Origin of the sequence: Winslowiella toletana (assembly GCF_017875465.1) — a bacterium.
Classification (GTDB): Bacteria; Pseudomonadota; Gammaproteobacteria; order Enterobacterales; family Enterobacteriaceae; genus Erwinia; species Erwinia toletana.
On sequence record NZ_JAGGMQ010000001.1, the window covers coordinates 915,756 to 941,117 of the forward strand.

The 25,362-nt window shown below is 53.3% G+C and carries 26 protein-coding genes; 7 read left to right on the plus strand and 19 right to left on the minus strand.

The window, feature by feature from the left end; genetic code table 11:
* Positions 1-36: 36 nt before the first annotated feature.
* The 3 genes from J2125_RS04205 to lrhA all read right to left on the minus strand — a co-directional run bounded on the left by J2125_RS04205 (position 37) and on the right by lrhA (position 2,765).
* Positions 37-711, minus strand: coding sequence for a NuoB/complex I 20 kDa subunit family protein (locus J2125_RS04205; RefSeq protein ID WP_017803426.1), 675 nt, complete (start codon positions 709-711; stop codon positions 37-39).
* A gap of 15 nt (positions 712-726) precedes the next feature.
* Entirely contained in the window at positions 727-1,170 is a 444-nt protein-coding gene (locus J2125_RS04210; protein ID WP_026112030.1) for an NADH-quinone oxidoreductase subunit A, read from the minus strand.
* A 668-nt stretch (positions 1,171-1,838) separates the two neighbouring features.
* Positions 1,839-2,765 carry a transcriptional regulator LrhA gene (gene lrhA / locus J2125_RS04215; RefSeq protein ID WP_026112029.1) on the minus strand — a complete coding sequence of 309 codons (927 nt, stop codon included), beginning with the start codon at positions 2,763-2,765 and terminating at the stop codon, positions 1,839-1,841.
* Positions 2,766-3,316: 551 nt separating this feature from the next.
* On the opposite strand from lrhA, the gene J2125_RS04220 reads away from it, so the two are divergent.
* From J2125_RS04220 to yfbR, 3 genes are all read left to right on the plus strand, one after another.
* The gene (locus J2125_RS04220; protein WP_017803422.1) at positions 3,317-3,478 is read left to right on the plus strand and encodes a hypothetical protein; all 162 of its coding nucleotides are present in this window, start codon (positions 3,317-3,319) and stop codon (positions 3,476-3,478) included.
* Positions 3,479-3,792: 314 nt separating this feature from the next.
* Positions 3,793-5,010, plus strand: a complete 1,218-nt coding sequence (locus tag J2125_RS04225) for a pyridoxal phosphate-dependent aminotransferase (protein ID WP_017803421.1) — start codon at positions 3,793-3,795, stop codon at positions 5,008-5,010.
* A gap of 98 nt (positions 5,011-5,108) precedes the next feature.
* On the plus strand, positions 5,109-5,708 hold the full coding sequence (gene yfbR, locus J2125_RS04230; protein ID WP_017803420.1) for a 5'-deoxynucleotidase: 600 nt from the start codon (positions 5,109-5,111) through the stop codon (positions 5,706-5,708).
* Between the two features lie 36 nt (positions 5,709-5,744).
* Here yfbR and J2125_RS04235 read toward each other — a convergent pair whose 3' ends face one another.
* The 4 genes from J2125_RS04235 to yfbV all read right to left on the minus strand — a co-directional run bounded on the left by J2125_RS04235 (position 5,745) and on the right by yfbV (position 9,431).
* The gene (locus tag J2125_RS04235; RefSeq protein ID WP_209499467.1) at positions 5,745-7,580 is read right to left on the minus strand and encodes an SLC13 family permease; all 1,836 of its coding nucleotides are present in this window, start codon (positions 7,578-7,580) and stop codon (positions 5,745-5,747) included.
* Between the two features lie 77 nt (positions 7,581-7,657).
* Positions 7,658-8,317, minus strand: a complete 660-nt coding sequence (locus tag J2125_RS04240; protein WP_017803418.1) for a sugar phosphatase — start codon at positions 8,315-8,317, stop codon at positions 7,658-7,660.
* Positions 8,318-8,330: 13 nt separating this feature from the next.
* On the minus strand, positions 8,331-8,825 hold the full coding sequence (locus J2125_RS04245; protein WP_017803417.1) for a YfbU family protein: 495 nt from the start codon (positions 8,823-8,825) through the stop codon (positions 8,331-8,333).
* 153 nt (positions 8,826-8,978) lie between these two features.
* Positions 8,979-9,431 (minus strand): terminus macrodomain insulation protein YfbV, encoded by a 453-nt coding sequence (gene yfbV, locus J2125_RS04250; RefSeq protein ID WP_017803416.1) that lies wholly within the window; start codon positions 9,429-9,431, stop codon positions 8,979-8,981.
* Positions 9,432-9,771: 340 nt separating this feature from the next.
* Here yfbV and ackA point away from each other — a divergent pair, with 340 nt between their 5' ends.
* Together ackA and pta are read left to right on the plus strand one after the other, a co-directional pair.
* Positions 9,772-10,974, plus strand: coding sequence for an acetate kinase (gene ackA, locus J2125_RS04255; RefSeq protein ID WP_026112027.1), 1,203 nt, complete (start codon positions 9,772-9,774; stop codon positions 10,972-10,974).
* Between the two features lie 84 nt (positions 10,975-11,058).
* Complete coding sequence (gene pta / locus J2125_RS04260) at positions 11,059-13,188, plus strand: phosphate acetyltransferase (RefSeq protein WP_017803414.1); 2,130 nt, start codon at positions 11,059-11,061, stop codon at positions 13,186-13,188.
* A gap of 63 nt (positions 13,189-13,251) precedes the next feature.
* Here the strand turns inward: pta and J2125_RS04265 are convergent, their stop codons facing one another.
* The 3 genes from J2125_RS04265 to yfcF form a co-directional block, all read right to left on the minus strand.
* Entirely contained in the window at positions 13,252-13,437 is a 186-nt protein-coding gene (locus J2125_RS04265) for a hypothetical protein (protein WP_017803413.1), read from the minus strand.
* 523 nt (positions 13,438-13,960) lie between these two features.
* Complete coding sequence (yfcD, locus tag J2125_RS04270; RefSeq protein WP_017803411.1) at positions 13,961-14,482, minus strand: NUDIX hydrolase YfcD; 522 nt, start codon at positions 14,480-14,482, stop codon at positions 13,961-13,963.
* A 100-nt stretch (positions 14,483-14,582) separates the two neighbouring features.
* On the minus strand, positions 14,583-15,224 hold the full coding sequence (yfcF, locus tag J2125_RS04275; RefSeq protein WP_026112025.1) for a glutathione transferase: 642 nt from the start codon (positions 15,222-15,224) through the stop codon (positions 14,583-14,585).
* Positions 15,225-15,426: 202 nt separating this feature from the next.
* On the opposite strand from yfcF, the gene yfcG reads away from it, so the two are divergent.
* Positions 15,427-16,053 carry a GSH-dependent disulfide bond oxidoreductase gene (yfcG, locus tag J2125_RS04280; protein WP_017803409.1) on the plus strand — a complete coding sequence of 209 codons (627 nt, stop codon included), beginning with the start codon at positions 15,427-15,429 and terminating at the stop codon, positions 16,051-16,053.
* An 88-nt stretch (positions 16,054-16,141) separates the two neighbouring features.
* Positions 16,142-17,035 carry a TIGR01777 family oxidoreductase gene (locus J2125_RS04285; protein ID WP_017803408.1) on the plus strand — a complete coding sequence of 298 codons (894 nt, stop codon included), beginning with the start codon at positions 16,142-16,144 and terminating at the stop codon, positions 17,033-17,035.
* Positions 17,036-17,059: 24 nt separating this feature from the next.
* On the opposite strand, the gene hisP is transcribed toward J2125_RS04285, so the two are convergent.
* The 9 genes from hisP to folC form a co-directional block, all read right to left on the minus strand.
* Entirely contained in the window at positions 17,060-17,833 is a 774-nt protein-coding gene (hisP, locus tag J2125_RS04290) for a histidine ABC transporter ATP-binding protein HisP (RefSeq protein ID WP_017803407.1), read from the minus strand.
* A 12-nt stretch (positions 17,834-17,845) separates the two neighbouring features.
* Positions 17,846-18,562 carry an ABC transporter permease gene (locus tag J2125_RS04295; protein WP_017803406.1) on the minus strand — a complete coding sequence of 239 codons (717 nt, stop codon included), beginning with the start codon at positions 18,560-18,562 and terminating at the stop codon, positions 17,846-17,848.
* Positions 18,559-19,245 carry a histidine ABC transporter permease HisQ gene (locus tag J2125_RS04300; RefSeq protein ID WP_017803405.1) on the minus strand — a complete coding sequence of 229 codons (687 nt, stop codon included), beginning with the start codon at positions 19,243-19,245 and terminating at the stop codon, positions 18,559-18,561. Before J2125_RS04300 ends, J2125_RS04295 begins: the two co-directional genes overlap by 4 nt.
* Before the next feature lie 79 nt (positions 19,246-19,324).
* Complete coding sequence (hisJ, locus tag J2125_RS04305; protein WP_017803404.1) at positions 19,325-20,107, minus strand: histidine ABC transporter substrate-binding protein HisJ; 783 nt, start codon at positions 20,105-20,107, stop codon at positions 19,325-19,327.
* A gap of 276 nt (positions 20,108-20,383) precedes the next feature.
* The gene (locus J2125_RS04310) at positions 20,384-20,953 is read right to left on the minus strand and encodes a UbiX family flavin prenyltransferase (RefSeq protein WP_017803403.1); all 570 of its coding nucleotides are present in this window, start codon (positions 20,951-20,953) and stop codon (positions 20,384-20,386) included.
* Positions 20,954-21,064: 111 nt separating this feature from the next.
* Positions 21,065-22,582 carry an amidophosphoribosyltransferase gene (purF, locus tag J2125_RS04315; protein WP_017803402.1) on the minus strand — a complete coding sequence of 506 codons (1,518 nt, stop codon included), beginning with the start codon at positions 22,580-22,582 and terminating at the stop codon, positions 21,065-21,067.
* A gap of 36 nt (positions 22,583-22,618) precedes the next feature.
* Complete coding sequence (gene cvpA, locus J2125_RS04320; RefSeq protein WP_017803401.1) at positions 22,619-23,104, minus strand: colicin V production protein; 486 nt, start codon at positions 23,102-23,104, stop codon at positions 22,619-22,621.
* 215 nt (positions 23,105-23,319) lie between these two features.
* Positions 23,320-24,054, minus strand: coding sequence for a cell division protein DedD (dedD, locus tag J2125_RS04325; RefSeq protein ID WP_017803400.1), 735 nt, complete (start codon positions 24,052-24,054; stop codon positions 23,320-23,322).
* Positions 24,044-25,312, minus strand: a complete 1,269-nt coding sequence (folC, locus tag J2125_RS04330; protein WP_026112024.1) for a bifunctional tetrahydrofolate synthase/dihydrofolate synthase — start codon at positions 25,310-25,312, stop codon at positions 24,044-24,046. Before folC ends, dedD begins: the two co-directional genes overlap by 11 nt.
* Positions 25,313-25,362: the final 50 nt, after the last annotated feature.

The following is a 25,362-nucleotide window of genomic DNA, read 5'->3' on the forward strand; positions in this document are numbered from 1 at the left end:
TGTTTTTTTTACGCGAGTGTCAGGCCGCAACCATATTTAAATTTCGTCAGGCGAACGCAGGTTCGTCACTGCGATGCGCTCTTCGCGTTTCCGCTCACGCTCTGACTGCATATTGGCGCGATAAACACCCTGGTCACCCACCACCCATGAGAGTGGACGGCGCTCTTTGCCGATCGACTCCTGCAGCAGTAACAACGCCTGCATATAGGCTTCAGGACGCGGCGGGCAACCCGGAATATAGACGTCTACCGGCAGGAATTTATCCACGCCCTGTACCACTGAGTAGATGTCATACATACCGCCAGAGTTGGCGCAGGCGCCCATTGAGATCACCCATTTCGGTTCCAGCATCTGATCGTATAAACGCTGAATAACCGGGGCCATTTTGGTAAATGGCGTACCGGCAACCACCATAAAATCTGCCTGGCGTGGAGAAGCACGAAGTACCTCTGCACCGAAACGCGCCACGTCGTGAACGGCAGTGAACGAGGTCACCATCTCCACGTAGCAACACGAAAGACCGAAGTTATACGGCCAAAGAGAGTTTTTGCGACCCCAGTTCACCATGTCATGCAGGGCATTTTCGAGTTTGCCCATATAGACACTGCGGTGAACATGCTGCTCCAGAGGATCGGTAACGATCTCCTGTTTTTGCAGGGGATAACGGTCGTTCTCACCGTTTGGGTCTATGCGGGTGAGCGTATAGTCCATCTTAATGCCTCGCTGTTACTGCGTATGACGGTTGGTGTTGTTGTGGCTGATAACGTCGGTTTTCACTACTACACGGCGACGTGCAGGAGCCCAATCCAGCGCACCAATGCGCACCAGATAAACCAGTCCAGCCAGCAGCACCAAAATGAAAATGGCGGCTTCGACAAAACCGACCCAGCCGCTTTCGCGAATAGAGGTCGACCATGCGTATAAATAGAGGGCTTCGACGTCGAAGATAACGAAGAACATCGCTACCAGATAGAATTTGGCAGAAAGACGCATTTGCGTGCTGCCAACGGGGTCGATACCAGATTCAAAAGGTGTGTTTTTGTGCCTTCCGTGGGCTCTTCCGCCCAAAAACCATGCGCCAGCCAACATCAGGCAACAAAGACCCATAGCGACGATCAGGAAAACAGCAAATGCCCAGTGATGAGCGATAACTTCAGTGGTTGTTGACATACACTCTGCTTACTTATCAAAAGTGGTGCTCAGCGTCCTGCTCTGATAACGGCAGTTAACACACCACATCGATTCAAGGGAAGGATGAAAAACCTTATAAATTTTGCCGTCTTTAATGAATAAGCAGCAATTTTATGGGGTTTTTTACCCCTTTCTATAACCTTTTGTCAACTTTGACAAAAGTATCTACACCTTATTTTACAGTTGCAGCATTTTTTTAACATATGATGCGCAGATATTGAGCTAAATCGAGTCAGTATACCCCTACAAATTATAGTGTAGCTGCAAATCCATAACAGGGATCGATGATTTAACAATCGTATTTTGACAGGAATCCGCGCTTTTTCCTGCCCCTTAATGGGGTTATTTTTATGATCCAGAACACACTTTTAGCCTTTATGATAAAAAAACAGCCAGCTTCCATAACAATTACTCACGATGTGCAACCACTATTAAAGTGATTTCACAGGGTTATATTTACGCAACAAACAATAAAGACTGAAATAAAACAAAATAAAACGGAAAGGGGTTAAAACACGGGGAACGGCGATGAAAAGACCAATAAAAAAGCCTCTTATCAAGATATCCTGATAAGAGGCTTGTTTTTTGCAGTTAATCAGACGAAAGCTGCATTTTAATGATAACGGGTATCGTTTCGGTTAACGATATTACTCTTCGTCATCCAGCAGGACTGCACCGTCCTGACCCGCAACAATCAGATTATAGGGATCGTTGCTGGACTCCATCGCATTAAAAATGGCCAGAGCCAGTTCGTTATCACTTTCCGGGTTGCGACACAGCAGATACTGCGTGTCTGGCAGCACTGGCAGGCCTTCCGCTGCACCCATTACGCGCAGTTCCGGGCTCATCATTTCAACCGGACGCGCCGTGACGCCCAGCCCCGCTTTTACCGCAGCGCGTACTGCCGCCAGGGTAGAAGCGACATAGGAGATACGCCATGGAATACCGGCTTCGTTAAGATGGTCGATAGCCATATCACGATACGGACTTGGTTCGTCGAGCAGAACCAGTGGAATCGCTTCACCACGCTGAAAAATATAGTCAGCGGCGCAATACCACAGCGTTGGCGACGTACGCAGAACCTGATGGGTAAAGTTACCTGGACTGGAGGTGGTGACCACCAGATCCACTTCACCCTGGTTCAGCATCTCCATCATAAATGGATTACGCTTCACACGGACATCAATCGCCAGCTTCGGATAGACCGACGTGACGCGGTTCAGTAAGAACGGAAGAATGGTGTCGGAGGTATCATCGGATGCGCCAATGGTCAGCACGCCCTGAATATTACTGTACATCAGCGAGGTACAGGCTTCATCGTTGAAGCGCAGTATCTTTCTGGCATATCCCAGTAACTGGATGCCGTGTTCCGTCAACAATTTATTGCGTCCATGCCGGGCAAACAACTCTTTGCCCACCAGTTGCTCCAGACGCTGCATCTGTTGGCTTACTGCTGATTGCGTTCTGCATACTGCGGCGGCGGCGGCCGCAAAAGTATTGAGATCCGCAACCGCAACAAACGTCCTCAGCAGATCGAGGTCAAGATTAAGTATTGGACGATTTGCATTAGTCATGTTTTTTCTTCACTTATTAGATTTTTTTACAAACAGCTACCCTGGTGTTACTACTTACTTTATCCAACGGATAAAGCGGTGACAAAACGAGAATGGCGAGAAATTGAACAAGAATCTTCCTCAACACATTACGTTGTCGGCTAACGTAAGAAGCTCCTTTTCGTGATACCGGTCCCGTCGATCTTTCACAATCAGGCCCGCAAATAAATAGTATCTTTCGTCTGATAGGTTGTTAATGCTCGCAGCACTAACCCATAAGTTGCAGGAAGCTGCGACGTAGTCGTTAATTAACATGGCAGCAACTTGAAAAATGGCTGGCTGCACAATTGCAGGTTTGAAACGACTCACCTGAGTTGACTTTCCAGAACGTTGCACTCACAACGCCAAATAGTAAATAGTACTTAATGTTTTTTACCGTAAAACGGCTTTTTTTATCACCAGAAACTTCGCCATTTTAGCGGAGAAGTCCCTTGACGGTTATCCTGGCATACTGTCGATTATTTTTTAAGCCCCAATCCTGCTATTCTTATCACTAAAGCAGGATTTTATCGATGGCAGCGCATTTTATCGTACCATCGAAGGCAAATACCGGCATTCAGAAAACATTCATAACCGGGGTAGCGACGTTGATGCGAATCAACCTCATCACCAATCTCACGCCAGCGCTGGTCGCACCAGATGACAATTATGCCATTTCTATAAGAATCATTTGACTATTTCTCTACTCATCTATCCACCTTTTTCTATCAAAAATAGTAAAAAAACATTGCTGAGCCCGACAAAATTATGGATAGCCTGCTTTACAGCACAAGATACGTGGCAGCAGGTAATCCTGATAAGGCGGCGACAGCCAGTGTATTACGCCAGGCAAAGTACAGCGGCTAATGATGCATGCCGCTGCGCTGATAAATAAATCGCTATCACGCCAAAACCGAACACAGCCCTTCAAAAGCGCTGAACAGAAGAGTAAATTGTGCGAGTTATTTTCCACGGCAGGAACGCGGCTCTGCCAGTTAAGGCGATGTAGATGAACTTTCAAATTGATAAATCAGGAAAACTGGATAACGTCTGTTACGACATTCGCGGCCCGGTGTTAAAAGAAGCAAAACGTCTGGAAGAGGAAGGCAATAAAGTCCTCAAACTTAATATCGGTAACCCGGCCCCCTTCGGCTTTGAAGCGCCCGATGAAATCCTGGTCGATGTGATTCGCAACCTGCCCAGCGCACAGGGTTATTGCGATTCGAAAGGTCTCTACTCCGCCCGTAAAGCCATAATGCAGCACTATCAGGCGCGCGGCATGCGTGAGATTACCGTGGAAGATATCTATATCGGTAACGGCGTGTCAGAACTGATTGTGCAGTCCATGCAGGCGTTGCTGAACAGCGGCGATGAAATGCTGGTGCCTGCGCCTGACTATCCGCTGTGGACCGCTGCGGTCTCCCTTTCCAGTGGCAAAGCGGTGCATTACCTGTGCGATGAGTCGGCGGGCTGGTTCCCGGATCTCGACGATATCCGCAGCAAAATCACGCCGCGCACCCGCGGCATTGTGATTATTAACCCGAATAATCCGACCGGTGCGGTCTACAGCAAAGAATTGCTGATGGAAGTGGTCGAGCTGGCGCGCCAGCATAATCTGATCATCTTCGCCGACGAGATCTATGACAAAATTCTTTATGATGCGGCGCAACATCACTCTATTGCCGCACTGGCGCCGGATCTGCTGACCATTACCTTTAACGGACTGTCGAAGACCTACCGCGTGGCGGGCTTCCGTCAGGGCTGGATGGTGCTTAACGGACCGAAAAAACACGCCAAAGGCTATATTGAAGGGCTGGAGATGCTGGCGTCGATGCGCCTGTGCGCCAACGTACCGGCACAGCACGCTATCCAGACCGCACTCGGTGGCTATCAGAGCATCAGTGAGTTTATCGTGCCGGGTGGCCGCCTGTATGAGCAGCGCCAGCGCGCCTGGGAGCTGATTAACGAGATTCCTGGCGTCAGCTGCGTGAAACCGCAGGGCGCGCTGTATATGTTCCCGCGCATCGATGCGAAGCGTTTTAATATTCACGATGACCAGAAAATGGTGCTGGATTTCCTGCTACAGGAAAAAGTGCTGCTGGTGCAGGGCAGCGCATTTAACTGGCCGTGGCCGGATCATGTGCGTATCGTCACCCTGCCGCGCGTGGATGAACTGGAAATGGCCGTCGGTAAATTTGGCCGTTTCCTGGAAGGCTATCGTCAGTAACCGATCTGCAACGGGATGGGAGCCGATACCGACTCCCGTGGAAAATTCCTGTAGGGGCGGCGATTACGCCGCCCTTCTGCTTAACAGGAGAGATATTTATGCATCAAAGCCACTTTTTCGCCCACCTTTCCCGCCTGAAATTAATCAATCGCTGGCCGCTGATGCGCAATGTGCGCACCGAAAATGTCTCTGAGCACAGTTTGCAGGTGGCGATGGTCGCCCATGTACTGGCGCTGATTAAAAATCAGAAGTCTGGCGGTCAGCTGAATGTCGAACGCATCGTGCTGCTGGCGCTGTATCACGACGCCAGCGAAGTGTTAACCGGTGACCTGCCTACCCCGGTGAAGTATTACAATGCGCAGATTGCGCATGAATATAAAAAGATTGAGAAAATTGCCCAGCAAAAGCTGATTGAGATGCTGCCGGATGATTTGCAGGAGGCGTTTCGGCCATTACTGGATGAGCATCGGCATGCGCCGGAAGAGACCGCCATCGTGAAACAGGCCGATGCCCTTTGCGCTTATCTGAAGTGTCTGGAGGAGCTGTCGGCGGGCAATAATGAGTTCCGTCAGGCTAAAGCACGCCTGGAGAAGACCCTTGAGCAGCGCCGCAGTCCGGAGATGGACTATTTTATTGAGGTGTTTGTGCCGAGCTTTAACCTGTCGCTGGATGAGATTAGCCAGGATACCCCGCTCTGATATTATGGGCGGCGTTTTCGCCGCCCGCCTTCTTAATCAAAACGGAAACAGCAGCGGCACCAGCAACACGCTTACCACCAGCACCAGCAGCGTAAAAGGCACGCCAATTTTAACAAAATCGCTAAAACGGTAGCCGCCTGGCGCCATCACCAGCGTATTCACCGGCGAGGATACCGGGGTCATAAAGGCGGCCGACGCAGCGATGGCGATAATCATGGTAAACGGATAAGGCGACAGCGCCATCTGGTGCGCGGCGGCAATACCAATTGGCGCCATCAGTACCGCCGTGGCGGTATTGGAGATAAACAGCCCGATGGTGGCGCAGAGTATAAACAGACAGATCAGCATAATATGCGGGCCGCTGCCGCCTGCAATATCCATTAACCCCTGCACGATTAGCGCCACGCCGCCGGTTTTCTGCAGCGCAATGGCAAACGGCATCATACCGACAATCAGAATAATGCCCGGCCAGTGGATAGCGCGCAGCGCACTCTCCATATCGATACAGCGAAAGCGTCCCATCAGCAGGCAGGCAATCAGCGCAGCAATCGGATTGGGGATCGACTCTGTCAGCATCATCGCCACCATCAGCGCCAGACAGAACAGCGCATGGGGCGCCTGACTGCTGGCCGGTGCCATATCGTCGACTTCTGCTGGCAGATTCAGCACAATAAAATCACGCTTCTGCTGCTGTAACTGCATAATCAGTTTCCAGTCGCCAATCACCAGCAAGATATCGCCCAGCTCCAGCGTCTCATCGACCAGCGAACCGTCCAGCACCTCGCCGCGACGACGAATACCCACCACGCTGACGCCATAGCGGCTGCGGAACGCCAGCTCGCGCAGAGTTTTGCCTGGCAATTCTGAATCCGGTATCAGCGAGACTTCGGCCATACCGACATCGCGCGCGCGATCGGAAAAATAGTCACCACGTAACACCAGCGGCTCCAGCAGCTGTTCGGCGCAGAACTCGCGCAGATCGATATAGGCAGCGGACATATCAATCAGCAGTACATCACGCGCGCGGAACTCGGTGCTGCCGGTAACCGCCACCATCACCCGGCGGAATTTATGCCAGCGCTCCAGCCCCACCACATTGGCGCCGTAGCGCTCGCGCAGTTGCAGATCGTCAAGCCGGTGCCCGATCAGCGGGGAACCGACACGAACCGACAGGCGTCGCGCGCGTCCGGTAAGTTTGTAATCCCGGATCAGATCGCGGAAGGTGCGACGATGACGGGCGGCGCTCTGCTGATGCTGTTCCGACGGCAGTACCAGCCACCAGCGCGCCACCAGCATATACGCCACACCCAGCAGTAAAACCACCAGCCCAATCGGCGTAACGGCAAAAAAGCCAAAACCCGGCAAACCTTCGCGCTGAAGCTCGCTGTTAACTACCAGGTTGGGCGGCGTCGCCACCAGCGTCATCATGCCGCTAATTAAACCAGCAAAGCTTAGCGGCATCATCAGGCGTCCTGGCGCAGCGCCCATTTTCGCCGCCACACTCAGCACCACCGGGATAAAAATTGCCACCACGCCGGTGGAACTCATAAACGCTCCCAGTCCGGCGACGGTAAACATCAGCAGGATCAGCATTTTACTTTCACTGCTGCCCGCCATTCTAACCAGCCACTCCCCCATCTGCACCGCCACCCCGGTGCGCACCAGTCCCTCACCAATCACAAACAGCGCAGCAATCAGAATCACATTGGGATCGCTAAAACCGGCGGTAGCTTCCTGCAGCGTCAGGGTGCCACTCAGCACAAACACGATAATCACCAGCAGCGCCACCACATCCATGCGCAATTTGCCGCTGACAAACAGCAGGATGGTGACGATCAACAGCGCAAGCACCCAGATAAGTTGGTTATTCACTTCAATCTCTGCAATGGAGGGAGGTTATGCAGAGGATGCCATAAAATTAACCCCGCTGGTGCGGGGTTAAATCATGCTTAGTGCTTGCGGTAGACATCTACCGTGCCGTCAGCATTTTTGTTGATAATCAGCTCCTCCAGCGAGGCGAGCACCATATCGACATCTTCCAGACGCGGCGCATGCGCCGGTGGATTTACCGCAATCACATGACTGCCTGCAGCCAGACCGGAGAGAATACCGGCGCCAGCATCTTCCACTACCACACACTCTTCCGGCTCCAGTTCGAGCAGCTGCGCACCGAGCAGGTAGGCATCCGGCTCCGGTTTACCGCGCAGCACACGCTCAGCGGTAACAAACACTTCCGGTTCTGGTAAACCGGTGGCGGCACGGCGCGCAGAGGCCACCGGCACTGAACCCGAGGTGACAATCGCCCACGGGATCGCCAGCTCATCCAGCGTCGCCAGCAGCTGCTGCGCCCCCGGCAGCGCTACGATACCGTCAGTGTCTTCCGCTTCAATTTTTTCCAGTGCCAGAAACTCTTTCTGGATTTCGTCTTCAGACGCACCAGCCATAAAGTGACGCAGTGAGGTAATCGCCTGTTTACCATGGATAAAATTCAGAATCTCTGCGGCATCAATTCCGTGTCTTTTGCCCCAGTTGCTCCATGCGCGTTCGACAGCAGGTAATGAGTCAACCAGGGTGCCGTCTAAATCAAACAGAAAACCTTTACACTTCACTTGCGTTTCCTTCTCAGGCGTTAATGATTTGCGCGATCTCGTTCGCACTCAGATGGTACTGACGAGGACAAGTTTGCCATACCGTCAGCATACGATGGTATTTTTCCCACATCGGGGTTTGTGCATTAAAGCCATGGGTGCCGGAATCAAACTGGGTATAGCGCCCTTCGACGTTGACCATAAAACGCACATAGCCGAGATAACGCGCTTCTGTCGCCGCATCAAAACCGAGGAAAGCGAGACGACGCTCTTCCAGCTCGCGACTGTCTTTCAGATTGGTCCAGGAAACATGCATCGCGTGATGCATTTCCATAATATTGATAATGGTGCGACACACCTCTTCGCTCAGTTCACCGAACTCGCGATCCAGCTCGCGCATCTGCAAACCGTATCCACGCTCAACAATCGTCTGCTGGCGGCGATAGCGCTCGCCATTATCAGGATCGAGCATGGTCATCATCTTGTACTGATTGGAGAGGATCAAACGCTGGGCATTGGTCATTTCCATTTTTAACTCCTGTGTCACCGGGGACAGTAGTAAATTTATGAGAGATGACCAAGGATCGCACAACGGAGAAAAACGCGGTATCGCAAGCCGATGCTTCTTTGATTTGGCGCGGGGTTTCCACCTTTTTTTAACGGTGGAGACCCCTGCTGCAGCTCAAAGATCGTCAAGAAAGGTTTTGTCGAGCTGCTTAAAAGCACGTTTCAGCACTTCAGCCAGCGACTGATAGGTGGGTTTACCTTCGACCGGCGCAATCGCCTGCCCGGCTTCCTGTAATTTGCTGCGCACTTCATGAAACCAGTTCAGCAGGGTTGGCGGCAATGGCGTTACGGAGCGTTTACCGAGCCACCATAGTCCCTGCATAGGCAGGGTACAGGCGAACAGCGCCGTCGCCACCGCCGGGCCAAGCTGGCCACCGAGTGCGATTTGCCAGGTCAGGGTAAACACCGCCAGTGCAGGCATAAAGCGAATCGCAAAGCGCGTTGCCCGGCTGATACGGTTTTCCGGAAACACTGGCGCCAGACGCTTATCAGCAGGCCATGTTTTCATATAGTGCTGGCCTAGCTGGAACACCTTGAACCAGCTGACGGACTCGGATTGATTAGCCATGGCAAACCTCAACTTCATCGATAAAGTTTAAAAAAATCACGTAACCAAACAACTTTACATTACACACTTCAAAATATTTTGTCTTTAAGAGTGACTGTCAGGTATTCTGAGCGCGAATTTTCGCACCCTGGATAGTGAGCAATCCATGTCTGCCGATGGCAAAGCCATCATTAGTTAAGCCCGATTTCAAAAAAAATTGCAAAATCACCAAGTTTTTTTAACGGGACAGCCCTTCTTTTCCCGTCAATATGATTTTAATCATTAATCTACCAGCTTTCATGCGCTACGCTGATAGTCTGATCGAGTTTATTTTAGCCACTTTTAATCAATAGGTACTTCCATGTCGAGTAAGTTAGTACTGGTTCTGAACTGCGGTAGTTCTTCCCTGAAATTTGCTATTCTCAACCCGGCAGACGGCGAAGAGTATTTGTCTGGCCTCGCCGAATGTTTCCACCTGCCTGAAGCACGTATCAAGTGGAAAATGGACGGCGCTAAACAAGAAGCGGCTCTGGGAGCGGGTGCAGCACATAGCGAAGCACTCAACTTCATGGTTAAAACTATTCTGGCACAAAAACCTGAGCTTTCTGCACAAATTGCTGCAATTGGTCATCGCATCGTTCATGGCGGCGAAAAACTGACGCAATCTGTCGTCATTACTGACGCTGTGGTTCAGGGCATCAAAGACGCTTCTTCTTTTGCACCGCTGCATAACCCGGCGCATCTGATTGGTATCGACGAAGCGATGAAAAACTTCCCGCACCTCTCTGATAAGAATGTCGCAGTTTTTGATACGGCTTTCCATCAGACTATGCCGGAAGAGTCGTACCTTTACGCCCTGCCGTACAAACTATACAAAGAGCATGGCGTACGTCGCTACGGCGCACACGGCACCAGCCACTACTATGTGTCACACGAAGCAGCCAAAATGCTGAACAAGCCGATTGAAGAGCTGAACGTGATCACCTGCCACCTCGGTAACGGCGGTTCGGTTTCTGCTATTCGCAACGGCGTATGTGTGGACACCTCAATGGGTCTGACGCCGCTGGAAGGTCTGGTGATGGGTACCCGCAGTGGCGATATCGATCCGGCGATTATCTTCTTCCTGCATGATACGCTGGGTATGAGCGTGGATGCGATCAACAAGCTGCTGACCAAAGAGTCTGGCCTGCTGGGCCTGACTGAAGTCACCAGCGACTGCCGTTATGTCGAAGATAACTACACCACCAAAGAAGATGCTAAACGTGCAATGGACGTATTCTGCCACCGCCTGGCAAAATATATCGGTTCTTACAGCGCACTGATGGATGGTCGTCTTGATGCGGTGGTATTCACCGGTGGTATCGGTGAAAATGCCGCGATGGTGCGTGAACTGTCACTGGCGAAACTGGCGCTGCTGGGCTTCGAAGTCGATCATGAACGCAACCTGGCCGCACGCTTTGGCAAATCCGGCTTTATCCATAAAGAGGGCACCCGCCCTGCGGTGGTGATCCCAACCAACGAAGAGTGGGTCATCGCTCAGGACGCCGCGCGTCTGACTGCTTAATGCTTCTCCTCCGTCAGCCCAGGCTGACGGAGTTGTTTTGAACACCACGCAACACCTGAGAGGTTAACCGTGTCACGTACTATTATGTTGATTCCAACCGGCACCAGCGTCGGCCTGACCAGCGTCAGCCTTGGCGTTATCCGCGCGATGGAACGTAAGGGCGTTCGTCTCAGCGTCTTTAAACCTATCGCGCAGCCGCGCACCGGTGGCAATGCACCAGACCAGACCACCACCATTATCCGCCGCAACTCCTCTATCCCGGCAGCCGAACCGCTGCAGATGTCACGTGTGGAATCCCTGCTGGGCTCGAACCAGCAAGACGTGCTGATGGAAGAGATCATTGCCCGCTATCATGAAAATACTAAAGATGCGGAAGTGGTACTGGTTGAAGGTTTAGTGCCAACGCGTAAACATCAGTTCGCCAGCGCGCTGAACTATGAAATCGCTAAAACCCTGAATGCGGAAATTGTGTTTGTTACCGCACTGGGTAACGATTCACCTGCTCAACTGAAAGAGCGTATCGAACTGACGCAAAGCAGCTTTGGCGGCAGCAAAAACAAAAGTATTACCGGCGTGATCATCAACAAACTGAATGCACCGGTCGATGAGCAGGGTCGCACCCGCCCCGATCTGTCAGAAATTTTTGATGACTCCAACAAAGCCAGCGTCGCGAATATCGATCCCAAGCAGCTGTTTGCCAACAGCCCGCTGCCAATTCTTGGCTGCGTGCCATGGAGCTTTGAGCTGATTGCTACCCGCGCTATTGATATGTGCCGCCATCTGAATGCGCGCATTATCAATGAAGGGGATATCAACACCCGCCGTGTAAAATCAGTGACCTTCTGCGCCCGCAGCATTCCGCATATGCTGGAACATTTCCGCCCGGGTTCACTGCTGGTGACCTCGGCGGATCGTCCGGACGTGCTGGTTGCCGCCTGTCTGGCGGCGATGAACGGCGTGGAGATCGGCGCGATTCTGCTGACCGGCGGTTATGAGATTGACGACCGTATTAATAAACTCTGTGAGCGCGCGTTCCAGACCGGTTTACCGGTATTTATGGTGAATACCAATACCTGGCAGACCTCACTGAGCCTGCAAAGCTTTAACCTGGAAGTGCCGAGCGACGACACTCAGCGTATCGAGCGCGTGCAGGAGTATGTTGCCAGCCATATCGATGCCGACTGGATTGAATCTCTGACCGCCGCTTCCGAGCGCAGCCGTCGCCTGTCGCCACCAGCCTTCCGCTATCAGCTGACCGAGCTGGCGCGTAAAGCCGGTAAACGCATTGTGCTGCCGGAAGGTGAAGAGCCGCGTACCGTGAAAGCCGCCGCGATCTGTGCGGAACGTGGTATCGCCCACTGCGTGCTGCTGGGTAATCCGGAAGAGATTCAGCGTGTCGCCACCCTGCAGGGTGTCGAACTGGGCGTCGGCATCGATATCGTCGATCCGGAAGCGGTGCGTGAAAATTACGTTGCCCGCCTGGTCGAGCTGCGTAAGAGCAAAGGGATGACCGAAGTGGTTGCCCGTGAGCAGCTGGAAGATAACGTTGTGCTGGGCACTCTGATGCTGGAGCAGAGCGAAGTTGATGGCCTGGTGTCAGGCGCTATCCACACCACCGCCAACACCATCCGTCCACCGCTGCAGCTGATCAAAACCGCGCCAAACAGTTCACTGGTCTCTTCGGTGTTCTTTATGCTGCTGCCGGAACAGGTTCTGGTATATGGCGACTGCGCCATCAACCCGGATCCGACCTCTGAACAGCTGGCCGAGATTGCGATCCAGTCTGCTGACTCCGCAGCGGCATTTGGTATCGATCCACGCGTTGCGATGATCTCGTACTCAACCGGCACCTCTGGCGCCGGTAGCGATGTGGAAAAAGTGCGTGAAGCCACGCGTATCGCACAGGAAAAACGCCCGGATCTGGTGATTGACGGTCCGTTGCAGTATGACGCGGCGATTATGGCGGATGTCGCCAAATCAAAAGCGCCAGACTCACCGGTTGCCGGTCGTGCTACGGTGTTTATCTTCCCGGACCTCAACACCGGTAACACCACTTATAAAGCGGTGCAGCGCTCTGCGGATCTGATCTCCATCGGTCCGATGTTGCAGGGTATGCGCAAACCGGTCAACGATCTGTCACGCGGCGCGCTGGTTGACGATATCGTCTATACCATCGCTCTGACGGCGATTCAGTCTGCCCAGGCTGAAGGCTAAGTTGTAAAAAAACCGCCTGCGGCGCCGCAGGCGGTTTTATTCGTTATTCCTGTCCTGGCGTAGTTATGCTTTATGCTCGCTCTGCCCTAACTTACAAATCGCTTTCCCCACCGGATTGGGCACATTGTCACAAAGTTTAATACAGATTTCAGCAGCAATTGTCGGTAACACCATACAGGCAAGTGCATTGCCGGTACCTGCCAGTCCACTGATTCCCAACAGCATTAGTGCAATTATTTTTCTGTTCATAATGTTTATCCTTGGCTGATGTAAAATGAAAAATAAAAATACTTATCGTTATTATGATTGACGACATATAAATCGCCCACAAATACCCCGACGCAAGGGCAGACCTTACGTCGGGTAAATTTTATTGATGTGAGGGTTTACTACCCAACTCGCAAATAAAGCGGGAAATATCCGACGTATTATATTTACAGTGTTCGTGGCAGTAATCCGCCGCATGAGGCCAGGTCAGATTACATGCATAAGCGCTGCTGAAGCTGGCTGCGCCGGCCATCAGTACCAGAAAAAGGCCGATAATTTTGCGTGTCATATTTATCATCCCTATAATATTAAATATTGTGAATACCACTATCCCTACCACGCAACCATAATCCAGCCTTTATATGCTGGCAATATTTAGTTAATTAAAAAAGAGGGTTATTGATAAACGATTGAGCGAGGGAAGTAACGTTATTTAATTTACAATTATCAGGATAATAATATTACCCGACCTTATCCCTCCAGCGGAGGGATAAAGCCTGCGCGGCTAGTTTTGCTCTTTATTACGGCTGAGCCATAATGCGAGCGCTTTCAGTGAATCCGGGGTGAACTCATCACAGCGGCTGGTGATCTCTTCCGGCGTCATCCAGAAGATCTCCGCCACTTCTTCTTCCTGCATGGCAAAGGGGCCATGAGAAACACAACTGAACAGCCCGCCCCAGACGCGACAATGGCTATCTTCGAAATAGAACAGACCATGCTCGGCAAAAGGCACATCAGCGATGCCAAGCTCCTCTTCTGCTTCACGACGTGCAGACTCCAGCAGTACTTCGCCACTCTGCACCACACCACCGGCGGTAGCATCCAGCATCCCCGGCATAAAATCTTTGCTTTCGGTACGGCGCTGCACCAGTATTTTACCCATACCATCGTGAACCACGATGTAGGTCGCACGATGACGCAAACATTGTGCACGCATCTGAGCCCGACTTGACTGGGCAATAACCTCGTTATCTTCGTTAACGATATCGACCCACTCTGTTCCGGCAGCCTGACTTTGCTCCACCATCAGTAACCCTTTTCTGTTCTGCGCATTGTTGCGCGTATCATTGTCGCAACCGCCTAAAATAATGGCTAATCTTTCCGGACGCAATATGCGATGCACTGAGTTAGCGTGTTTTGCCCGATTCCGCCAACCACAGCTGCACAGAGGCACGTTGCCACTGGAAAAAGGCGTAGTCGGCGAGCTTTTCAGGTAAAGCGTCGCCGTGCAGCGCCAGACGGTTGATCATAATCGCTAAATCGGTGTCGGCAATGGACCATTCGCCAAACAGATTCTGCTGTCCGTCCACCAGCAGACGCTCTGCGACAGCAATCAGTTTCTGCGCTGCATGGCTGCCCGCAGCGGAAAGCGGGGCAAATTTTTCGCCGGCAAACAGCACTTCGGTCGGACGTTCCGCGCGCAACGCCAGTAAATCACTGCGTAACCACGCCTGAATCTCACGCGCCCGCGCCCGTTTCTCAGCATCACGCGGATAGAGCCGATCAAACTCCGGCGCCGGAAAACGCTCTTCCAGATACTCCGCAATCGCCGAGGACTCGCTTAACAGGAAGTGGTCCAGCTGCAAAGTCGGCACGCGGGCGGTCAGCGAGATCTGACGATAACCACTACCCAGATGTTCGGCAGCAGCCAGATCGACAGCTTGCAAAGAAAAGGGGATCCCCTTCTCGGTTAAAGCCACATACACCGACATAACATAGGGGCTGAAGAAACTGGCATCTGACCACAGGGTAATATTCGGATGATCCATTTCGCTTCCTTTACGCTGACTGATAACTGATGACTGACGCATTTGTCACACCTGTTTACCGATTTTTAGCCCGGAAGGCAATCAGCATTAAGGTGAATTTTCAGCGTCTGCAAGCCGCACAAACGCGCCTTTAAACCCGCGGATAATTGCTCTATATTGCTGAAGAAAGAACCGTTAACGTCTGATTTTATTCGGAGTGAATATGATTGACCTCTATTATGCCGGCACGCCTAATGGCCACAAAATCACCCTTTTTCTTGAAGAAGCGGGCCTGCCTTACCAGCTTCATCGGGTGAATATTGGCAAAGGCGAGCAGTTTACGCCCGAATTTCTGGCTATCGCCCCAAACAACAAAATACCGGCCATCGTCGATCATCAGCCGGTTGATGGCGGCGCCCCGATTAATCTGTTTGAATCCGGCGCGATTTTGCTCTATCTCGCCGAGAAAAGCGGCAAGTTCCTCAGCGCCGAACTGCGTGAACGCACCGCCACCCTGCAATGGTTATTCTGGCAGATGGGCGGCTTTGGTCCGATGCTCGGTCAGAACCACCATTTCAACCATTTCGCACCACAACCGGTACCTTACGCGATTGAACGTTTCCAGGTTGAGACACAGCGCCTGTATGGCGTACTGAACAGCCAGCTGGAGAAAAAGCCGTGGATCGCCGGAGAACACTACAGCATCGCGGATATGGCTATCTGGCCATGGGTTAACTCGCACGAGCGCCAGCGCATCGATCTGGCGGACTATACGGCGGTTCGCAACTGGTTTGAGCGCATCCGCATCCGTCCGGCGACACAGCGCGCACTGGCGCTTGCCCGGATTTAATAGCCATCTCTGACGAATATCACACTCTTCTGGCGGTTCTCTTCTATGCTGAAAACATGCTGTCAAACAACGCATAAGGATATTCAGCATGCATATTTTACTGACTGGCGGTACCGGCTTAATCGGCAGCCATCTGATACCTCGTCTGTTGCAATCCGGCCATCAGGTCAGCGTGGTGACGCGCGATGTGGCCGCTGCACGCGCGAAGCTCGATGCGGCGGTGACGCTGTGGTCGGGCCTGGCGCAGCAACAGGATCTTAATGGCATCGACGCGGTAATCAATCTGGCAGGCGAACCTATTGCCGATAAGCGCTGGAGTGATCAACAAAAACAGCTGCTGTGTGACAGCCGCTGGCAGATCACCGAACGGCTGGCCACGCTGATTAAGGCCAGCAGCCAGCCGCCTGCGGTGCTGATCTCCGGCTCCGCCACCGGTTTTTATGGCGATACCGGCGAACTGGTGCTGACGGAAGACGATCCGGGGCATGATGAGTTTACCCACCAGCTCTGCGCACGCTGGGAAGCGCTGGCGTTAACCGCAGAAAGCGAACGCACCCGCGTCTGCCTGCTGCGTACCGGCGTGGTGCTGGCAAAACATGGTGGCGCGCTGGCGAAAATTAAGCTGCCGTTTAAGCTCGGCATTGGCGGCCCGCTCGGCAGCGGCAAGCAGTATATGCCGTGGATTCATCTCGACGATATGCTGAACGCTATTCTCTGGCTGCTGGATAATCCGCAGCTGCGCGGTCCGTTTAATATGGTTGCGCCTTATGCAGTGCGCAACGAACAGTTTGCCGCCACCCTCGGTCATGTAATGCACCGCCCGGCCTTTATGCGCACCCCTGCCAGCGCGATTAAGCTGATGATGGGTGAATCTGCCGTGCTGGTATTGGGTGGTCAGCATGTGCTGCCAAAGCGGCTGGAGGAGTCGGGATTTGGTTTTCGCTGGTTTGAGCTGGATCGGGCGTTAGCCGATGTCGTTTAGGGGCGGTGTGCCCGCCCCGCAGAATTACTTTAGTGCGCCGGATAAAAACTGCTGCAGACGGGTGCTCTTCGGATTATTAAACACTTCATCCGGCGGGCCCTCCTCTTCGATTTTCCCCTGATGCAGGAAAATCACATGGCTGGAAACATGGCGCGCAAACTCCATTTCGTGGGTGACCACCACCATGGTTTTACCCTCTTCCGCCAGTTTCTGCATAATGCGCAGCACTTCGCCCACCAGCTCCGGATCCAGCGCTGAGGTCGGCTCATCAAACAGCAGCACTTCAGGCTCCATCGCCAGCGCACGCGCAATTGATACACGCTGCTGCTGTCCACCCGACAGATGCGCCGGATATTTGCCACGCGCCCGCTCGTCAATGCCGACCTTATCGAGATAGCGGATAGCACGATCGCGCGCTTCCTGCTTGCTCAGGCCCAGCACCTGAATCGGCGCTTCCATCACATTCTCCAGCACCGTCATATGGCTCCAGAGATTGAAGTGCTGAAACACCATGGTCAGACGGGTGCGCAGCATCCGCAACTGCTCTTTATTCGACACTTTCAGCTGACCATCGTGGTCACGCACCAGCGTGATCATCTGGTTATTCACCGAAATGGTGCCTTCGCTCGGTTTTTCGAGGAAATTAATGCAGCGTAAAAACGTACTTTTCCCGGATCCTGATGAACCAATAATACTGATGACGTCACCGGCCTGCGCCTGCAACGAAACGCCCTTCAGCACCTCATGTTCCCCATAACGTTTATGGAGTTCAGTTACCTGTAATTTATTTTCGGCCATAGTGATACTTACTCAATGGGTCGATGAGGGTTTAACATGCGCCAGCCAGCGCTTTTCCGCCAGGCGGAACAGGCTGATTAACACATAAGAGATAATCAGATACAGCACGGCAGCGATACCAAAGGCGGTAAACGGCTGATAGGTCGCCGAGTTGATATCGCGCGCCACTTTCAGCAAGTCCGGCACGGTGGCGGTAAACGCCAGGGCGGTGGAGTGCAGCATCAGAATCACTTCGTTACTGTATGCCGGCAGCGCGGTACGCAGCGCGGAAGGCAAAATAATGCAACGATAGAGTTTAAAGGTTGAGAAGCCGTAAGCGCGCGCCGCTTCAATCTCACCGTGCGGCACCGCGCGGATCGCGCCAGCAAAAATCTCGGTGGTATAGGCGCAGGTGTTTAGCGTCAGCGCCAGCAGCGTACAGTTCAGGCCGCTACGGAAAAAGGCGTTGAGCAACTCGGTGCCCTTCACCACTTCCAGCGTGTACATGCCGGAATAGAACACCAGCAACTGCACATACAGCGGCGTACCGCGGAACACATAGGTAAACAGCCATACCGGAAACTGCACCGCGCGATTAGACGACACGCGCGCAATCGCCAGCAATACCGCCAGACAGCCGCCGAGCACCACCGAGATAATCAGCAACCACAGGGTGATGGCGACGCCGGTAAAGCGGTAACCGTCGGTCCAGAGCAGGGCTTTCCAGTACTCATTGATAATTTCGATCATAACTCAGCCCTTCTTACACCCACCGAGTAGCGACGTTCAAGCCACCACAGCACGCCGTTAGACAGCGTGGTAAACACCAGATAGATCACCCCGGCGACAATCGCAAACCAGAACGGTTGCCAGGTACTTTTCCCCGCCAGCTGCGTAGCTTTCACCACATCTTCGAGGCCGAGTAATGACACCAGCGCCGTCGCTTTCAGGATAACCTGCCAGTTATTACCGATGCCCGGCAGCGCAAAGCGCATCATCCCCGGAAACAGAATGCGCCGGAACACTTGTGAACCGGTAAAACCAAACGCGGTTGCCGCCTCGATCTGACCTCTCGGCACCGCCAGATAGGCGCCACGGAAGGTTTCGGTAAAGTAGGCGCCATAGATAAAGCCAAGGGTAATAATACCGGCCACCATCGGGTCAATATCAAATTGCGACAGACCTAATGCATCGGTGAGTTGGTTGAGGGCGATCTGCAAACCGTAGAAGATCAGCAGCATCAGTACCAGATCGGGAACACCGCGGATCAGCGTGGTGTAGCCTTCAAAAATCAGTGCAACCAGACGGTTTTTCGACAGTTTGGCGCCGGCGCCAATCAGTCCCAGCACCACGGCAATCAGCAACGAACTGAGCGCCAGCTCCAGCGTTACCGCTGCGCCTTTCAAAATTACTTCGGAGTAACCATACAGCATGGATATGATCCTGTCGTATTAAGTCGGAGATGCAAAGTGACGGCTGCTGCGCAGCCATCACTTTGACGACAGGTGTTACTTAGCCACCGTATACATCAAAATCAAAATACTTCTTCGCCAGCTTGTCGTAAGTACCGTCTTTGCGCATCTCAGCAAACGCTTTATCGATTGCCGCTTTCAGCTCGGTATCATCTTTACGCATGCCCATACCGGTACCCACGCCGAAGATGGCGTTATCTTTTACTGCCGGACCGGCGAACGCATAGTCTTTGCCCACTGGTTGTTTCAGGAAGCCTTCGCTGGCGGCGACTTCATCCTGGAATGCGGCGTCGATACGACCGGCGGTCAGATCCTGATACACCAGATCCTGGTTGGCATAAGGAGTCACTGTGATGCCTTTTGGACGCCAGTACTGATTCGCGTAGGTTTCCTGCGTGGTGCCCTGCAGCAGACCGACATTTTTGCCCTTCAGCGACTCGATAGTCGGCTGAATTGGCGAACCTTTCGGCGCAATCAGACGCGAGTTAGCCGCGTACAGTTTTTCTGAGAAGGCAATCTCCTGCTGGCGCTTTTCGGTAATCGACAGTGAAGAGATAATCGCATCGATCTTCTTCGCTTTCAGTGAGGGGATCAGCGCGTCAAAATCGCTTTCGACATAGGTACATTTGGTTGCAATGCGTTTGCAAATCTCGTTGGCCAGATCGATGTCAAAACCGACCAGCTGACCCTGCGCGTTTTTTGATTCAAACGGCGCATAGGTCGGATCGGTTCCGATACGCAGATTTTTTGGCACGGCAGCGAAAACACTGCTTGCGCTGGAGAAGGCCAGCAACAGAGAAAGAGCCAGGACCTGCTTTTTCATAGATTACCCTCAAGTAAAGTGCTTTTTGTTATGGTTTACGTGATGTGTTTGCGCTCTTTGTTTTGCAGATTTCATGCCAGTTCTGTGGCTTGACGCGGTACAAAGAGCTTCAACTCAGCGTAAGGCGAGAAAATGGCTCAAACGCTTAGTATGTCGAGAAAAATATAACAGGGTTGTAATCATGAAAAGGGAATTATGTTGCATTTTGGTGCGTGCGATGCACGAAAAGTGATCCACCCCAAAATACTGCACTGAAATGATGCAGGCGTTGCACCACTATGCTCCCTGCCATCGCGTAAACAGATCCTGTGGCAGGGAAATATCAAACTGATCGAGCACCCGATTAAGCGTCTGGTCAATAATCTGCTGCACATTTTCCGGCCGGTGATAAAACGCCGGCACCGGCGGCATAATAATCGCGCCCAGTTCCGCCGCGCTGGTCATCAGGCGTAAATGGCCAAGGTGCAGCGGCGTTTCACGCACGCACAGCACCAGCCGACGGCGCTCTTTTAGCACCACATCCGCTGCACGCGTCAGTAAGCCGTCGGTATAACTGTGGACAATGCCGGAGAGGGTTTTTATCGAACAGGGCAGGATCATCATGCCATCGGTTTTAAACGAACCGGAAGAGATAGTGGCGGCGATATCACGCACATCATGCACCACATCGGCCAGCGCCTGCACATCACGCACTGAATAGTCGCTTTCCAGCGCCAGCGTCTGCCGCGCCGCCTGACTCATCACCAGATGGGTTTCCACTTCCGCGACCTGCTGCAGGATCTGCAACATGCGCACGCCATAAATCACACCGCTGGCGCCGGAAATGCCAATAATGAGTCGCTTCATAGTATTGCCTTGTATTGTAGGGGAGCCGTTTTCGGCTCCCGTTTAGCTGGCGAGCATGGTGCAAGCCAAAAAAAAGGGCGGCGAGAACGCCGCCCCTACAACTGTACAAAATTAACCTTCGTTGTGCATCTCAAGGTTTTCCACTTCATTCTGACGCGCCATCGCTTTGGCATCGTCATTACGCAGGGACTGGAGATACTCAAGATACTGCTGATCGACATCTTTGGTGACGTAGATTCCGTTAAATACCGAGCACTCAAACTGCACGATATCCGGGTTCTCTTCACTCACCGCGTCAATCAGGTCGCTAAGATCCTGGAAAATCAGCGCATCAGCGCCGATGATCTGGCGAATCTCTTCCACTTCACGGCCATGAGCAATCAGCTCGGTGGCGCTGGGCATATCGATACCATAGACGTTCGGGAAGCGAATTTCCGGCGCCGCAGAGGCCAGATAGACTTTCTTCGCGCCAGCTTCACGCGCCATCTCGATAATCTGCTCAGAAGTGGTGCCACGCACAATGGAGTCATCCACCAGCAGCACGTTCTTATCACGGAACTCTGCACGGTTGGCGTTCAGCTTACGGCGAACCGCGCTGCGACGCTGCAGCTGACCCGGCATAATAAAGGTACGGCCAACGTAGCGGTTCTTCACAAAGCCCTGACGATAGGGCTTATTCAGAATTCCGGCAATCTCCAGCGCGATATCGCAGGAGGTCTCCGGAATCGGGATCACCACATCGATATCCAGATCTTCCCATTCACGCGCAATCTTCGCGCCCAGCTTGGTGCCCATGCGAACACGGGCGCTGTAGACGGAAATTTTGTCGATAAAGGAGTCCGGACGCGCAAAATAGACATACTCGAACAGACACGGATTACTTTTCGGGTTTTCCGCGCACTGACGGGTTGAGAGCTGGCCTTTCTCAGTGATGTACACCGCTTCACCTGGCGCAACATCGCGCAGGAATTCAAAGCCCAGCGTATCCAGCGCCACGCTTTCGGAGGCGACCATATACTCAACGCGTCCATCGTTCATCGCGCGCTTACCGATCACCAGCGGGCGGATGCCGTTTGGATCGCGGAAAGCCACCATGCCGTGGCCGATAATCATTAACACCACAGCGTAAGCGCCGCGCACCTTCTGATGCACAGCCGCCACCGCTGCAAAAATGTTTTCTGCTTCCAGTGGGTAGTGCTGGAAGCGATCCAGTTCCTGCGCAAAGATATTCAGCAGAATTTCTGAATCAGAAGTAGTGTTGACGTGACGACGACCGCTCTCAAACAGCTGCTTACGCAGTTCATGTGCGTTAGTCAGGTTGCCGTTATGTGCAAGGGTAATGCCGTAAGGGGAGTTAACGTAGAAGGGCTGCGCTTCAGAAGCACTGGAGCTTCCGGCGGTCGGATAACGGACGTGACCGATACCCATATTTCCCTGCAGGCGCTGCATATGACGCGCTTCAAATACATCGCTGACCAGACCGTTAGCTTTACGCAGACGGAAGCAGTTCAGTGCATCGATGGTAACGATGCCTGCCGCATCCTGGCCACGGTGCTGAAGCACCGTTAACGCGTCATAAATCGACTGGTTTACCGGCGCGAAACCGGTGATACCGACAATACCGCACATGTTGTCATATCCTCATAAGCCGCACTCCCGGTGCGATTACCGGGGTAAAAAACTCGACGTGCTTTGCAGGTAGTCAAAGAACCACCTGATGATGTAACTGAACTGGGGAACCAGCTGAGACTGTTGCCAGTCCGGGCTTTTGGAGAACCCGGTGAATGTGTCGAGGAAGAACAGCATAGCAGATACAATCAGTACGCCACGCAGTGCCCCGAAACAGACGCCCAACACCCTGTCGGTACCTGACAGGCCGGTCTTTTCGACCAGGGAGCCAATCACATAGTTCACTATCGCACCTACAACCAGCGTAGCGATAAAGAGTATGCCAATGGCAATTCCATTGCGAACCAGTTCGTCTTCAAAACCTGTGAACCAGACGGCAAGAAAGGAGTAGTAATGACTGGCGACAAAGAATGCGCATCCCCAGGTGACGAGAGATAACGCTTCCCGAACAAACCCACGGATCAGGCTAACCAGAGCCGAAAAACCGACAACCGCAATAATGACGTAATCTATCCAGACCATGAACTCTTCCAGTGACAATGCCCCTGCATCCAGTTCGGGGCGAATTCTAACAGAAAAAGAAAACGTTTGCGTAGCGTTTTCCTTTGCCAGGCCAAATAAAAAGGAGCGGTGAAAAAAAGCGCATTTAGTGCAAATTATCGGCACAACTGCGATAACCCGCCCCTGCGACCAGCATATCTGGAACACCGTAGGGGAGCCGTTATCGGCTCCCGTTGTTAACGCGCGCTGTAGGGTTTTACAACCCCGCCAAGCCCGGAAATCCCCTGCAATTCGCCGACTGCCGCCTGCATCTTCGCTTTCGATGCATCCGGGCCGACATAAATGCGGGTAATCTGCCCCTGCACCGGCGTTGATGGCACGGTGTAAGCACGATATCCCGATAAACGCAGCTGCGCGACAATCTCATTCACTTTGCTGGCGTTTTTCAGCGCCCCCAGCTGCACCACATATGCCTGACCGCCCGGCGCCTGCTCCTGCGGCTTCGTTTCCGGTTTAGTTTCCGGTTTCGGCTGCTCAACCGGTTTAGGCTGCGGCTGAGGTTTAGGCTGCGGCTGAGGTTTTGGCTGCTCCACCGGCTTCGGCTTCGGCGGCGTCAGCGGTTTCGGCTGTTGCTGCTGCTGCGAAGACTGCATCGGCGGTGGCGAAACCACCGTCGGCTGACTGTGGCTCTGCGGCATAGTGGCGCCGCTGTCCGCCGGTTGCGACGCTTCGTCGCTATCGCCAGCCACTGCGTCGCCCGCACCTTCCGGCGGCTGGGCAGGCAATGACTGACTTACCGGTGGCACCATATCGGTATCCTGCTGATCATCCGGTTTTGGCACCAGCGGGATCGCCGCAAACTCCTCTTTGTAGTGCTTTTTCTTGCCGTCCAGCAAACCGGGCAACACAATTACGCCCACGGCGACCAGAATTACGGTTCCGACTAAACGGTTCTGAAACTTACTTGCCACTTCCGTTCTCCGTTTCCATCGCTTCCATTACCTGTGCCACGGTGTGGAACGACCCGCACACCAGCACAATATCGTGTTTCTGCGCCTGCTGAAGCGCCGCCTGCCAGGCATCCGTGACGCTGGCAAAGCCCTGCGCTGCCGGCAGATGCGCCATCAGCTGCGCGGCAGTGGCGCCGCGCGGCCCTTCAAGTGGCGCACAGTACCAGTTATCCACCTGCGGCATTAAACACGCAAGGGTTCCGGCAATATCTTTATCATGCAGCATGCCGACGACCGCATGCACTTTGCCCTGCTGCGGCAACTCCGCCAGACGAGCGGCGAGATAGCTGGCGGCATGGGGGTTATGGGCCACATCAAGGATGACGCGCGGCTCAGTGGCGACGGTCTGAAAACGCCCCGGCAGAATCGCTTTATCCAGCCAGTTACGGATCAGGCTTTCATCCACGTTAAGCGCCGAAGCACGCAGCGCGGCTAAGGCAGTGGCGGCATTCGGCAGCGGCACCTGCGGCAACGGCAGATTCGCCAGGCTGCCATGGCGGTCACTGAAGGTCCAGCTATTGCTCTCCCGCGTGTAATGCCAGTCACGATCGCGCTGCAATAAGTTAGCGCCAACATCGGCGGCAATCTGTGCAATGGACTGCGGCATCTCCGGCTCGCCAACGACCGCCGGTTTGCCAGCACGAAACACACCGGCTTTTTCACGGCCGATGCTTTCACGGTCCGGTCCCAGCCAGTCGGTGTGGTCGAGCGCAATACTGGTGATCACCGCCACATCGGCATCGACAATATTGGTGGCGTCAAGACGCCCGCCCAGCCCGACTTCGAGAATAACCACATCCAGCGCCGCCTGCTTAAACAGCATTAATGCCGACAAGGTGCCGTACTCAAAATAGGTTAAGGAGGTTTCACCGCGCCCGGCTTCGATAGCGGCAAAACTGGCGGTATGCGCTGATTCAGCCAGCTCTGCGCCCTGAATGCGCACGCGCTCGGTATAACGCAGCAGATGCGGCGAGCTGTAGACGCCAACGCGATAGCCCGCGGCCATCAGCAGGGTTTCCAGGGTGCGGCAGGTGGTGCCTTTGCCGTTAGTCCCGGCAACGGTAAACACCATCGGCGCAGGTTTTAACAGGTCGAGTTGTTGCGCGACGCGCTGAATACGATCCAGCCCGAGTTCGATAGCCTGAGCATGTAAATGCTCAAGATAATAAAGCCACGTGGCCAAAGGCGACGTGGCTTGAGGAAGGTGAAGATTATCCATGTGTCCCGTTCACAACGTTACGGTTCATTGGTGAAAGGTACAGCATCGCC